The following is a 13,153-nucleotide window of genomic DNA, read 5'->3' as shown; positions in this document are numbered from 1 at the left end:
TTCATTCCCATCCTTTGTATATGTCTTTACTTAAATAGCGCTCACTGCTATCAGGAAAAATCGTTACAATATTTGTACCTGGTGCTGCCTTCTCTGCCTCCAGTAAGCTCGCATGAAATGCTGCTCCTGAAGAGCTCCCAACGAGAAGTCCTTCTTTTTGCGCTAATTCTTTCACTCGTAAAAATGCATTTCGATCAGAAATCGTATGAATTTCATCAAAATAAGATGTCTTCAAAAATGGCGGGATAAATTCCAGTCCAATTCCTTCGGTCTCATGTGAACCAGCCTTACCACCATTTAAAATAGATCCTTCTGGCTCTACGATAACTGTTTTAATATCTATATTTTTTTCTTTCAAATAAGATGCAGTCCCCATAAACGTACCGCCAGTTCCTGCTCCAGCAACAAATATGTTAATCTCTCCATTCAATGCGTCCCACAGTTCAGGTCCTAGTGTTTTAAAATATGCACGAGGATTTGCCTCATTTGCGAACTGACTTGGAGAGTATGAATTCGGTAGTTCATTTACTAACTCTTTTGCTTTAGCAATTGCACCGGTCATTCCTTGCTCAGTCGGTGTATGCACGACCGTTGCACCTAGTGCTTTCATTAATTCTTGTTTTTCAATACTAAATTTCTCTGGTACACAAACAATAACACGTAAATCATGTTCTAATGCTACAAGTGCCAGTCCAATACCAGTATTCCCAGCAGTCGGTTCAATAATTGTTCCACCCCGGGTAACAAGCCCTTTTTCTAGCGCATCTTCGATTAATTCTCTTCCTAAACGATCCTTAACGCTTCCGCCTGGGTTATAAAATTCAAGCTTTGCAAATAAACGGACTCCTTTCGGAAGTGAAAAACGAGTAATTTCTACAATTGGTGTATGACCAATTAACTCATGAACTCCACGATATACATTCATCGTGTTCTCCCCCTTGTTTGCCAATAAAGAAAAGGCAACTGTATGTATTTTCTTTATATGAGACAGTTGCCTTTTTGTTACATTACTTTAACTCTTCTAACACTTTTACGATAAAGTTTGTAGAATGAAGAGCTGCTTGATCTAAAAACTGATCAAATGAAACATTTGATTCTTTACCAGCAATATCAGAAAGTGCGCGAATGATAACAAACGGAATTTCATATTGGTGGCATACTTGTGCAACAGCTGCTGCTTCCATTTCTACCGCATAAAGATTTTCAAATTTATCACGAATGGCTGCAACGCGGTTCGGATCACTCATAAATGAATCACCTGTTGCAATCATACCTTTTACAACTTGAATATTTTCTTCAGCCTGCATACATTTCTCAGCTAATGCAACTAACGCCTCATCAGCTTTAAATCCAGGCGGCATTCCTGGTACTTGACCATATTCATAGTTAAATGCTGTTACATCTACGTCATGGTGACGAACTTCAGTGGAAATAACTACATCACCAACGTTTAGAGAATGATGGAATCCACCAGCTGAACCAGTATTAATTACTTTTTCAGGCTTATATTTTTCTAATAAAATTGTCGTTGACATCGCTGCGTTTACTTTACCAATACCAGACTTTAACAAGATTACTTCATGCCCTGCTAATAGCCCTTTCGTAAATTCACAACCTGCAACCGTTTCTGTCTCTGCTTGTTCTAATTTATCACGTAAAATACGTACTTCTTCTTCCATTGCTCCAATTACAGCAATTCTCAATCTAATCCCTCTTTCTATTGCTTAGTTGCCTCCATTACCCAAACGAAATGATTTAATCTCGTGAACGTTACATGGAAGCCATTGTTTTCAAAAATAGTCTGCATAACTGGAATACGTGTATAGTATTCCGTTTGCAAATCGTTTGCTAACTGGTGGAAACCTCTTTGTTTTGCTGTTTCAACAGTTTTATCATATGCATCTTGATCTGCAAATATCGTATCAGCAAACACTATTTTACCACCTTTGTTTAGCAATTGACTATACTTCGCAATCGCTACATTTTTTTCATCATCTGTTAAATGATGAAATGCATAGGTGCTTACAATGGTATCAATTGAATTTGGAACTTCAAACGAAAGAAAATCACCGTCTGTAATTGAAAATTCTTTTGGCAATTTCTCTTTTGCAATCATGCGCATTTCACGCGACGGTTCTATACCGTAAACTGTGCGGCCAGCAAGTAATAATTTATTTGTTAAATTACCTGTACCGACACCAAATTCTAATACATTACCAAATGACTTGTTAACTACATCCTCTAGAATGTCCTCATAATGGGCGAAAACTTCTTTATATTGTATATCTTCGCCTTGTACAAATGAGTCGTACGTATGAGCCCACTCATCAAATAAACCATTAAATTCTGTACCCATAAAAATTCCCCTTTTTCTTATCGGTTTTATCAGTATGATATTCCCTCTTTCTAAAAATGTCAATTGAAATGTACATGGTATTTCCTTCTTTTCTTTGTTACACTATAGTTGATTACATAGGAGAGGGGCCGTCTTCATGTCATTTACCTTTGAAATGTTAGAAGATAAAGTAGAGTTTTTTGAAGCGGGAGACTTAGCTTCTTTAGAACGAAAAATTAGTGAACAAATTGATAATAATAAAGCACTTATGCTTGAAGTTCATCACATCTCACATCAAATGGTTATGGATCCTGAAAGCAAAAGACCGTATTATAGCGCGGTTGTTCATTTTAAATTAAAGAAATTGCGTTAACAAAAAAGAGAAGCTCCTAAGGAGCCTCTCTTTTTTAGTTTAGAGTTTGAACAAGTACTGGTTTCCAGCCCTCATTGTCTACCCAATCAATATTTACATAATATCTTTTCCCACTTTGCTTATCTTGAACATCACCATAAGCTTTGCTCTTTCCAGTTTTGTCTCTTCCAACAAAATGGAATACTAATTGCTCTTTCGGTACTTCAACACCTGCAGCAATTGCACTTTGCATCTCATTCCAATCTGATGAACCCTGTTTAAACGTCATCGCTGGTGATGAACCTTGTTCTGTTCCTACAGCTTTCCAAGAAGGTTTTGTATACGCCTCTTTTGCCTTAGATACAGTTTTCTCAGCTGATACTTTCTCGTTAGCTTTCGCTTCTTCTTCAGCTTTTTTCTGTTCTTCTTCAGCCTTTAGCTTCTCTTCTTCAGCTTTTTTCTTAGCTTCTGCTTGCTCTTGTTCTTTTTCTTTTTTCTTAGCAGATTCTTTATCTTCTGATTTCCCAGCTTTCTCATTCTTTGTTGTTTGTTGAGAGACTTTCTTATCAGTAGAAGATGCTTGCTCTTTCGTACTAGGAACGAACAATTGATATGCTACAATAGCTACTAATAGTAATACAATAGCGATTGCAATATTTAAAACACCGTTTTGACGACGTTTTTGTTGTTTCTGTTGGAATCTTGATCCTCCTGCCATTCTCCAAACCTCCATGCAGTTTTTCCTAATTGCTATTGTAACATTAAATCTAGAAAGGTTGAACATTTACAATGATATTTTCATGAAATGAAGACATTTCACTATAAATTGCAAGATTACTTTTCATTCTCCAATTGATAGATTGCTCCTACCATATCTTTAAAAATAGGTGTAACTTTATTCACTTTGCTATCAGTCTCTAGATCAACAACAACTAAAGCATATCTTGGATTCTCATACGGAAAATAACCTGCAAACCAGCGATTCACCCTCGTCCCTTTCCCTGTTTGCGCTGTCCCAGATTTTCCAGCGACACTTAGTGGCAACGAACGGAATGCCGTTCCTGTTCCTTTCTCCCTTGTTACAACGCCTCTTAATAACTCTTGTAATGTTTTCACTGTTTCATACGAAAGCTGTTTTCCATTTAACGTATGGCTCTCAAATGTAAAAAAATCCGCTCCATTTTTATATACTATTTTTTCAACTGCTTTCACTTCCATCTTTTCTCCATTCCTCGCAATCGTCGCCATCATATTTGCAATTGCTAGAGGTGATATACGTACATCTTTCTGTCCAATTGCTGTTTGTTCTACCGCTTTTTTACTATTTTTATTTTCTTCATTCCCCCAAATAGTAGTACCCTTTTCTTCTGGCATTTGCTCAAAATGAGGTGTATGAAATACAGAACCTTTCCATCCAACCTTTTCATTTGCTCCTAAAGCTGCTACGTATGTTTCTAGCACCGTCTTATCCTTTTGTAATAGCTCGTTACCTAACTCGGAAAATGTCCTGTTACAGCTCCTAGCAAAGCTCTCTTTAAAGTTAAGTGTACCCATCCTAACTTGCGGGTCGTTTTCACCATATAAATCTTTATTACAGTTAAATGTCCGATTAAACAAATTTACTTTTTGATCAATGACTGCAGCTGCAACTACTGTTTTAAAAACAGAGCCTGGAAAATGTGGCGTTAACATTTGATTTTCAAGTGTAGTTTTATATAAATTCTCATCCCTTACTTGTAAAGACGGCTTACTAGCCATCGCTAATATTTCATTTGTCTTTACATCAAGTAATACTAGTCCCCCCTTCTTTATTTCATTCGCTTCAATCACTTCTTCTGCTTTTTGCTGCAACTCTTTATGTAAAGTAGTTTGAATCCTAACTGGATAAAATGGATTTCCTGGTGAAGTGTATTTCGCTTGCTTTCCGAAAATTGGTTCTCCTTGCCTATCTACTTGATATAATACTTTTGCCTCTCCATCAGTCAATAGAAATTCATCAAATGATTGCTGTAATCCTGAAATACCTATCGGCGTTTCTTTTGAGATTCTTTTCAATTCTCCATATCGCTTTTGAAACTCCCTTTCGTTCTCCCCTACATCACCAATTAAATGATTTATCTCTCCAGTTTGTTTTAATCGCACTTCAGCTGCTACAATACCTAATACATGTAATTCATTTACCTTCTCCATCTGTTCTCGTGTCACTCGAAATGGAGCAGTTTCTCCTTGTAGTGTAAATGCATTTTTATTATTTTTCATTTGTCTTCTAATCTCTTGTCTCGACACACCAATGATATGCGCGATTTTCTCTAACATGTCATTTTTTATTTGTAAAAATGGAAAAATAATTAAAACAGGATATTTTTCCTCACCTATTTTTTTACCATTACGATCTATAAACTGCCCACGTCCATCGTCTACTGTAATGGATTGTGTGCGTTGCGTAACACTTTTTTCAATTAAATTTATTTTGCGATCAGTAAATGATTCTGTATCTATAATTTGAATTTGGATTAAACGACAAAGCAATACAAACATAACGCACATAAAACAAATTAAAACAATTGTAATTCTCCGTTTTATTTTCATAAAAAACACCTCGCCTATTGTAGTTTAGACGAGGTACTATTTTATTTATACAATCTCCAAAACAAAAACAGATATTATATAAGGCTATTATTGTTTCTTTGGCTTCTCTAAAAATTTCATAAGAAGCGATCTAAATTCAGTTTCATTCACTCCAGTGTTTTTAGCAACTTCAATTACAGTGGTTGTTACATTAGCCGCTATTTGTAAATAATCCTTACTAAGATTATCCATTTCATTTCTTTTTTCTTTTGCATTCTCAACTGTTACAGAATCAATACAAGTAATCATCTTATCTACAATATGTAAATAATTATTTTGTGCATCTATTATTTTTTGAATATCATCTTTATTACTTACTTTCGATTGTTTTAAATATGTATATGCTTGATTCACTTCATCTTTTAAAATTTTATCATTATTCTTCGCCTGTTCTTGTAACATATTCTTCATATCATCTATTGTTTTTTGATCCATCGAATCTCGCAATAAATAATCTGGATTCCCAATTGCGTAATCATACTTAATCGTTACATCTTGAAATATTTTCATGACAATTGCTAATTGATACGCTACATCAAAATCATTAAATTCCTTTTTATCTTGTGGATTTTCTAAGGCTTTTGAACTCTCAGTTGCTTTAATATCCTTTTTTTCTTCTTGCTTTACTTTTTCTCCCTTTGATGATGTAGTTTCTTCATTCGTTCCGCATGCAGCAAGTCCTAATATAGAGATACTACAAACCAATCCTGTAAAGATTTTATGTTTCATAATTAGCCCCTTTTCCCTTTTAAAAACTATGGTCTCTAATTATGATATCAAAGCTTAAAATGTTTTTTTGACATTTTTTGTCGAATCACTCTAAGGTTTACACAAATTTTTCTATTCTACAGATAAAAAGAAACTTTAATTAGCCCTCACCAAGCGGGCGTTTACGAGCAGTCCGACGCCCACCTAACTTCTTTGCTTCCGCTGAATTTTGAGATGGTGGTCTTACTGTCTGGCAAATAGCGGGATAAAAAAAAGATTCTCCCGATAGGAGAATCTTTTTTTTATTTTACAGAGACAATCTCTACTTGCATTTCTCCGCCTGGTGTTTGGATTGTTACTTTCTCACCAATTTGCTTACCTAATAAGCTTTTTGCGATTGGAGAATCGTTAGAAATTCTTCCTTCGAATGGATCAGCTTCCGCGCTACCTACGATTGTATACGCTTCTTCATCTCCGTTTGGTAATTCTTTAAATGTTACTGTTTTACCTAATGTAACAACAGTAGATACTTCGCCAGTATCTTTAATGATAACTGCGTTACGAATCATATTTTCTAATTGTGTAATACGTCCTTCTACGAACGCTTGCTCATCTTTCGCTGCATCGTACTCAGAGTTCTCAGAAAGATCCCCGAAGCTACGTGCGATTTTAATACGTTCTACTACTTCTTTACGTCTTACTGTTTTTAATTGCTCAAGTTCGTTCTCTAGTTTTTGCTTACCCTCTTGCGTCATAGGGTATGTTTTTTCTGTTGACATATTTTCCACTCCTTTTATATACCAATCCCCCGAAAAAAAAGAGGAGTTCCATATGAAAACTCCTCCGCTTCCATTGTTAGCGGAGGTTTCTAGTACCCTTGCACTAGCGGAGTTGTCACATACAACCCCGTATTTCCAATTCTTCTTTATATAAAGAAGATATGTATGGAAAGTTGATATAAATATGCCCTCACCTATATATAGATGAGGTTGCATGTTTCATTGTATTCGATAAGAAGGGAAAAAATCCCTTCCTACCGTATATCTTTTACTATGCTATTACAAATTTACTTTTTGTTCAAGAATTGTTGCAATTTTTGTCACCATAATATCAATTGCAACGTGGTTTTGTCCACCTTCAGGGATAATAATATCCGCAAATTTCTTAGAAGGCTCAATAAATTGATTGTGCATTGGACGTACAACATTTACGTACTGATCAATAACTGAATCCATCGTACGACCGCGCTCTTTAATATCACGTTGCATGCGGCGCAGAATACGAAGGTCAGCATCCGTATCAACGAATAATTTAATGTCCATTAACTCGCAAAGACGTGGGTCTTCTAAAATAAGAATTCCTTCTAAAATAATTACATCTTTCGGCTCAACCGGAATAATTTCTTCTGAACGCGTATGCAATGTATAGTCATATACAGGCTTATCAATTTGCTCATATGCAAGCAACTGCTGCAAATGTTCAATTAACAGATCATTATCAAACGCAAGCGGATGATCATAATTTGTTTTTAAACGCTCTTCCATTGGTAAATGGCTTTGATCTTTGTAATAATAATCTTGCTCTAAGATTAAAATAGAATGACCTTTAAAATGGTCAAAAATCGCTTTCGTTACACTCGTTTTACCTGATCCCGAACCACCAGCAATTCCAATTACAACAGGCTTATTCGTCCCCATTCGACTATCACTCTTTCTTATTGAAGTATGCTTTTGCGCATCATATTATTCACATACACTCGTTGATCCACTTTGAATTTCACGATTTGCAACGGATGTCTCGCTGCATCTAATTCGTTTCCATCCTCATCCCAAATTTTCTCCACCGTTTGCGTAAAGTTTTCTATTTCTGGTCCAAAGAACTCCACTTCATGTCCTGGTTTGAAATGATTACGTTGCTCAATCGTTACGATGCCCGTTTCTTCATTATAATCTAACACTAAACCAGCAAAATCATACGTTGTTTTCTTACTATGATTTCCAAACATTTGCTCTTGATGTCCTGGAACCCCTTCAAAGAATGCAGGAGCTGTATCACGATTTGCACATTTATCAAGCTCATCTAACCATTCTTGTTTAAACTCAAAGTTATCTGGATCCGCACAATACGCATCAATTACTTTACGATATACAGTTGCTACAGTCGCTACGTAATGGATTGATTTCATACGTCCTTCTACCTTTAAGCTATCGATTCCGATTTCAATCATTTTTGGAATTGATAAAATTAAATTTAAATCTTTTGGACTCATCGCAAAGTGAGCATCTCCTTCTTGGAATAGAGGAAGCTCTTTTGCATCTTTATGTTGTGATACTGTTTGAACTAAATCATAATCCCAGCGGCAAGATTGGCAACAACCACCACGATTAGAATCACGCGCTGTCATATGGTTACTTAATGTACATCTTCCTGAATATGCGATACACATTGCACCATGGACGAACGCTTCAATTTCAATATCCACTTTTTCTTTAATTTCTTTCATTTCTTCATAGCTTGCTTCACGAGCTAATACAAGACGATGTAAACCTTCTTCTTTCCAATACTGTGCTGCTTTCCAGTTGGATAGTGATTGCTGTGTGCTTAAATGCACCTCAACAGAAGGCGCTACGCGTTTACAAGTCTCAATGATAAGCGGATCAGCAACGATAATTCCCGTTACGCCAGCTTTTTCAATCCCTTTTAAATATTCCTCTAGCCCGTCCATATTTTCATTATGTGCAAAGATATTTGTTGTTACGTATATTTTTGCTCCATACTTCTTTGCAAACTCAACGCCTTCTGCCATTTCTTCTAGCGTAAAGTTACCTGCATTCGAACGAAGGCCAAATTCTTGTCCACCTAAATATACAGCATCTGCCCCGTAATGGATAGCTACTTTTAATTTTTCTAAGTTACCCGCAGGGATTAACAGTTCAGGTTTCTTCACAATAACACGTTTGCCATCGATCACTCGTGAAATTTCTTGTACAGTCATTTCCTACACCCTCCTCGTTTAGTAAACCGTTTCTTTAAAGAAGAATCCTGTATCTAACGGACGATTTACTGGTTGCATTTCTTCTATTTCTTTATATAGATCATCTTTCACGTCATAATATGCATCACGATCTTCTACGCATAAATCAATCGCTTGACGATATTTCTTCGTTACTTCAATAATGTATTCAGAGCTTTTTAGTACACCGTCGATTTTTAAGCTATCAACTTCAGCATCGATTAGTTCCTCTAATTCATCGATGAAACAAATGTCGTTCGGACTCATAATGTGAGTACCATTTTCATCTTCATAAATTGGATATTTATTGTTACGCTCTGGGTCATATAAGAACATATTCTCTTCATATTTTTTCTTTTCAATGTCAAGATTACGTCCTTGATACTCAAAGTAGTTTCCTACTAATGAACGCTTCGATTGGAACATACAAGTCATACCGTGAATTTGTACTTCCAGTTCCACTTCAGCATTTTCTTTTAAATCAACAATTTCATCTAAGCTAAGCTCACGAGCTAATACAGCACGCTTTGATCCTCTTTGTCCCCAGTAATTACAAGTGAACCAGTTTGTTGCTGTCGTTTCTGTATTCCAGTGCAACTGCATATTTGGTGCTACTTCACGAACAGCCATTAATACCGCTGGATCTCCGAAAACAATTGCATCTACATTTACTTCGTTTAAAAATGAAACGTAATCTGTTAATTCTTCTACTTTATCGTTGTGGAACATAGCGTTCATGGCTACGTATACTTTCACACCATTTTCATGTGCAATCTTTACAGTTTGTTTTACATCTTCACGTGAAAACTCCCCTGCTAAACGTAAACCAAACTTTTGCTCACCGATCATTACCGCATCTGCTCCTGCTTTCGCAAGTTGTTCGATATCCGCCACCGCTCTTGGCGTTACTAACAATTCAGGTTTCTTCATACCTTGGTCACCCTCTCTTTTTACTAACAGCTACTCCATCACCAATTGGGAAAATCGTTGTATCATATCCTTCATGGTTCATAAGCCACTCATTGTACGTCTTAATACGACGGATTAAACCACGTGTACGTCTGTTTTCAATTTTCTCTTTTGTCGTTACAAGACCGTGGTACATAACATTATCTGAAATAATTACGCCACCAGGATTTAATAACGGTTCATATAAGTCAAAAAAGCGACGATACTGTCCTTTTGCTGCATCAATAAAAATAACGTCAAATGTCCCGTGTTCTTTTACTTGTTCACCTGTCTCTAACGCATCACCGTAAATAACTGAAATACGATCTGTTACTGGGGAACGTTCTATATATTCAAGTGCTTTTTCATATCGCTCACGATTGCGCTCAACTGTCACAATACGTGAATTTGGAATAGCTTGCATCATACGAATACTAGAATAACCGATTGCTGTTCCAAGTTCTAAAATGCTTTTCGGTCCAATTAAACGTAAAAATTGCAGCATAAATTCCATTCCAAGTCGATCCATAATCGGCACATGATTTTCTGTTGCATATTCTTCCATTTCAAGAATTAATTTATCTTTCGGATCAATAAATGATAATAGGTACTCGTTAACTGCATCCTCCATAAATGGTCCTCCTTATTTACATGGAGAAGTGCCTCTATGACGTCTTTTCACACATAGAATGCAATAAAAATACAAGCCAGCTTTATCCTTAGCTTGTACGTCCCGTTTTGATATTAAAAACGATTCTTCTGCCAGTTTTTAACCCGATATATTTTACCACAAAAAAGAGGGATGTGCGACTTTTTTCGCTATCCCTCCCCATTTCACTATTTTTTCGTAATGTATTTTTGCTTTAATGCATTATGCTCTTCTAATGTTTTCGCATAGTACACTTCACCACTTGGTGCAGCTAAGAAATAATAATAATCTGTTTGCGCAGGTTCTAACGCAGCTTCTACTGAATGTTTACCAGAGTTTGCGATCGGCCCTACCGGTAATCCTTTTACAACATACGTATTGTACGGTGAGTTGACCTTTAAATCTTCGTATAATACACGTTGTTTATGCTTTCCAAGTGCATATAATACCGTTGGATCCGTTTGAAGCGGCATACCTTTTGCTAAACGATTATAAAAGACACTAGAGATCTTTTGACGATCTGTAAAACCAGTTGCCTCTTCTTCAATAAGTGAAGATAATGTTAAAAGCTGATGAACATCCCAATTCTTCGCTTTCATTTTCGCCTCATTTTGAACAATGATTGCATTTGTTTTCTCAAGCATTGGAATTACAATTTCTTCTAACGTCGTATCTTTCTTATAAAACGAATACGTTGCAGGATATAAATAACCTTCTAATGGGTATTTAATATTGCTATCAAAGATTTTATCCGTTAATAACTTCGGATACTTTTGCTGCATTTTTTGAATAAATGCTTTATCGTTTAATTGACGCGTAACATCATCTTTATTCCACTTTAGTTCTGTCGCAATCGTTTCTGCAATTTCAGTTACTTGCGCCCCTTCTTTAATCGTCACTTTATAAAGAGGCGGACGATGCACATTGCCAGATGACATTTGTTCGATCACATCTTCAGCATTCATTGAAGGATTTAATAAATATGTACCTGCTTGTAAACTTTTCGATTTAGCCTTTGTATAAAAACTAAAAACTGTACCGTTTTTTACAGCGCCTTTTTCTTCTAAAATTTCTCCAATTTTACTTGTAGATGATCCTTTCGGAATTTCTACTTCAATCTCTTTTTTATTCCCGCTATCAACTGGTCCTAATGCGGATGAAATATACGCATAGACTGAACCACAAACTAAAAGCAGTGCAATAATCGAAAATAAAAAGATGCGTCTACGCTTCTTTTTCACTTGATTCTCTATCAAAACATTTCCTCCTTACTTAATTGTAGACCGTATGTACACCTTTCTATACAGCACGATGTAAAAACGCTAAAAATTCACTTATCTTTTTTAATTGACACTTTATTTTTCTACAATCCGTCTCATTATACTACAAAGACTTACACAGTTTCGACAAAAAATCTTTCATTTTACATATAAATACAAAAAAAGATGGACTGTATGTCGTCCATCTTTTCAGTACTTATTATTCAGCTTCTTGCTCATCAGCTAGAGTGTTGAACATTTCTTGTACCATTTCCCACTCTTCTTCAGATTCGATTGGAAGTAAAGTTCCGCCCTCTTCTTCATTTTGCTCATAAGCCATTGCATCATAAATTTGGTCTCCATCTTCGTCTACTTCACCGATTGGAGAGAAGACTACGTATGATTTTTTTCCAAATTTTTCAGCGTCAAAAGTGAAAATAATTTCACATAAATGTTCATTACCTTTTTCGTCTACAATTGTAATTTGATTTTCTTCCATTTTGGTCACCTCTTATTTACTATCTAAAAATCCTTGTAAGATTACGACTGCAGCCATCTTATCAATTACTTGCTTTCGCTTCTTACGGCTTACATCGGCTGAAATGAGCAGACGTTCCGCTGCCATTGTTGACAAACGCTCGTCCCACATTACAACGTCTAATTGTAACAGCTCTCGTAGGTTTTCTGCAAATTGTTGGCACGCTTCACCACGCGGGCCAATTGTACCATTCATATTTTTAGGTAAACCTACTACTATCTTGTCCACATTGTACTGCTTTACTAACTCAGAAATACGATCAAAACCAAAGTGACCTCGTTCTTCGTTAATCTTAATTGTTTCTAATCCTTGTGCTGTCCAGCCCATTTCGTCGCTAATTGCAACTCCGACTGTTTTTGTACCTACATCTAAACCTAATATCCGCATAAACTACTCCTCACGATGATGTTTCAAGTAAGACTTCACAAGCTCTTCAATTAACTCATCACGTTCAAGCTTGCGAATGATGCTACGTGCATCTTTATGGCGAGGTATGTATGCTGGGTCTCCACTTAATAAGTAACCGACGATTTGGTTAATCGGATTATAGCCTTTTTCTTGAAGTGCATCATACACAGTTAAAAGTACATCATTTACATGGACACTCTGTTTTTCATCTTGAATGCTAAACTTCATTGTTTTATCAAAACCGTCCATTTCAAGCACCTCACTTATATAGTAAGTATAGGGAGAAGAACTTCTCCTCTCCCTACCATTGTACAC

The 13,153-nt window shown here is 36.1% G+C and carries 16 protein-coding genes; 1 reads left to right on the top strand and 15 read right to left on the bottom strand.

Annotated features, from left to right (window positions below; genetic code table 11):
• Window position 1 precedes the first annotated feature (1 nt).
• The 3 genes from ACTFR8_RS10830 to ACTFR8_RS10820 all read right to left on the bottom strand — a co-directional run bounded on the left by ACTFR8_RS10830 (window position 2) and on the right by ACTFR8_RS10820 (window position 2,356).
• On the bottom strand, window positions 2–925 hold the full coding sequence (locus ACTFR8_RS10830; protein WP_252209695.1) for an O-acetylserine dependent cystathionine beta-synthase: 924 nt from the start codon (window positions 923–925) through the stop codon (window positions 2–4).
• Between the two features lie 82 nt (window positions 926–1,007).
• Window positions 1,008–1,703 (bottom strand): 5'-methylthioadenosine/S-adenosylhomocysteine nucleosidase, encoded by a 696-nt coding sequence (gene mtnN, locus ACTFR8_RS10825; protein ID WP_001217024.1) that lies wholly within the window; start codon window positions 1,701–1,703, stop codon window positions 1,008–1,010.
• Between the two features lie 14 nt (window positions 1,704–1,717).
• Window positions 1,718–2,356 (bottom strand): class I SAM-dependent methyltransferase, encoded by a 639-nt coding sequence (locus tag ACTFR8_RS10820; RefSeq protein ID WP_000536315.1) that lies wholly within the window; start codon window positions 2,354–2,356, stop codon window positions 1,718–1,720.
• A 136-nt stretch (window positions 2,357–2,492) separates the two neighbouring features.
• Between ACTFR8_RS10820 and ACTFR8_RS10815 the strand changes: the two genes are divergently transcribed.
• Window positions 2,493–2,708 carry a YrzA family protein gene (locus tag ACTFR8_RS10815; RefSeq protein WP_000010984.1) on the top strand — a complete coding sequence of 72 codons (216 nt, stop codon included), beginning with the start codon at window positions 2,493–2,495 and terminating at the stop codon, window positions 2,706–2,708.
• A 34-nt stretch (window positions 2,709–2,742) separates the two neighbouring features.
• On the opposite strand, the gene ACTFR8_RS10810 is transcribed toward ACTFR8_RS10815, so the two are convergent.
• The 12 genes from ACTFR8_RS10810 to ACTFR8_RS10755 all read right to left on the bottom strand — a co-directional run bounded on the left by ACTFR8_RS10810 (window position 2,743) and on the right by ACTFR8_RS10755 (window position 13,087).
• The gene (locus tag ACTFR8_RS10810; RefSeq protein WP_000897099.1) at window positions 2,743–3,405 is read right to left on the bottom strand and encodes a YrrS family protein; all 663 of its coding nucleotides are present in this window, start codon (window positions 3,403–3,405) and stop codon (window positions 2,743–2,745) included.
• Window positions 3,406–3,521: 116 nt separating this feature from the next.
• Complete coding sequence (locus ACTFR8_RS10805; protein ID WP_144607924.1) at window positions 3,522–5,276, bottom strand: peptidoglycan D,D-transpeptidase FtsI family protein; 1,755 nt, start codon at window positions 5,274–5,276, stop codon at window positions 3,522–3,524.
• An 87-nt stretch (window positions 5,277–5,363) separates the two neighbouring features.
• The gene (locus ACTFR8_RS10800; protein WP_098282478.1) at window positions 5,364–6,044 is read right to left on the bottom strand and encodes a hypothetical protein; all 681 of its coding nucleotides are present in this window, start codon (window positions 6,042–6,044) and stop codon (window positions 5,364–5,366) included.
• Between the two features lie 281 nt (window positions 6,045–6,325).
• Entirely contained in the window at window positions 6,326–6,802 is a 477-nt protein-coding gene (greA, locus tag ACTFR8_RS10795; RefSeq protein ID WP_000102591.1) for a transcription elongation factor GreA, read from the bottom strand.
• Between the two features lie 279 nt (window positions 6,803–7,081).
• The gene (gene udk / locus ACTFR8_RS10790; protein WP_000537078.1) at window positions 7,082–7,720 is read right to left on the bottom strand and encodes a uridine kinase; all 639 of its coding nucleotides are present in this window, start codon (window positions 7,718–7,720) and stop codon (window positions 7,082–7,084) included.
• 17 nt (window positions 7,721–7,737) lie between these two features.
• Window positions 7,738–9,018: a peptidase U32 family protein gene (locus ACTFR8_RS10785; RefSeq protein ID WP_000217974.1), complete on the bottom strand. Its 1,281-nt coding sequence runs from the start codon at window positions 9,016–9,018 to the stop codon at window positions 7,738–7,740.
• Between the two features lie 18 nt (window positions 9,019–9,036).
• Window positions 9,037–9,966 carry a peptidase U32 family protein gene (locus ACTFR8_RS10780; RefSeq protein ID WP_000742811.1) on the bottom strand — a complete coding sequence of 310 codons (930 nt, stop codon included), beginning with the start codon at window positions 9,964–9,966 and terminating at the stop codon, window positions 9,037–9,039.
• 7 nt (window positions 9,967–9,973) lie between these two features.
• On the bottom strand, window positions 9,974–10,615 hold the full coding sequence (locus ACTFR8_RS10775; RefSeq protein WP_000389102.1) for an O-methyltransferase: 642 nt from the start codon (window positions 10,613–10,615) through the stop codon (window positions 9,974–9,976).
• Window positions 10,616–10,821: 206 nt separating this feature from the next.
• The gene (mltG, locus tag ACTFR8_RS10770) at window positions 10,822–11,889 is read right to left on the bottom strand and encodes an endolytic transglycosylase MltG (RefSeq protein WP_252209696.1); all 1,068 of its coding nucleotides are present in this window, start codon (window positions 11,887–11,889) and stop codon (window positions 10,822–10,824) included.
• Window positions 11,890–12,112: 223 nt separating this feature from the next.
• On the bottom strand, window positions 12,113–12,391 hold the full coding sequence (locus tag ACTFR8_RS10765) for a DUF1292 domain-containing protein (RefSeq protein WP_000392247.1): 279 nt from the start codon (window positions 12,389–12,391) through the stop codon (window positions 12,113–12,115).
• Between the two features lie 12 nt (window positions 12,392–12,403).
• Window positions 12,404–12,817 carry a Holliday junction resolvase RuvX gene (ruvX, locus tag ACTFR8_RS10760; RefSeq protein ID WP_001221193.1) on the bottom strand — a complete coding sequence of 138 codons (414 nt, stop codon included), beginning with the start codon at window positions 12,815–12,817 and terminating at the stop codon, window positions 12,404–12,406.
• Window positions 12,818–12,820: 3 nt separating this feature from the next.
• Entirely contained in the window at window positions 12,821–13,087 is a 267-nt protein-coding gene (locus ACTFR8_RS10755) for an IreB family regulatory phosphoprotein (protein ID WP_000348590.1), read from the bottom strand.
• Window positions 13,088–13,153: the final 66 nt, after the last annotated feature.

The sequence above is a fragment of the Bacillus cereus group sp. MYBK15-3 genome (assembly GCF_051916765.1).
In the GTDB taxonomy this organism is placed as follows: Bacteria; Bacillota; Bacilli; order Bacillales; family Bacillaceae_G; genus Bacillus_A; species Bacillus_A cereus.
Note: the sequence above shows the minus strand (reverse complement) of the source record. Positions and strands in the feature narration are given on the sequence as shown.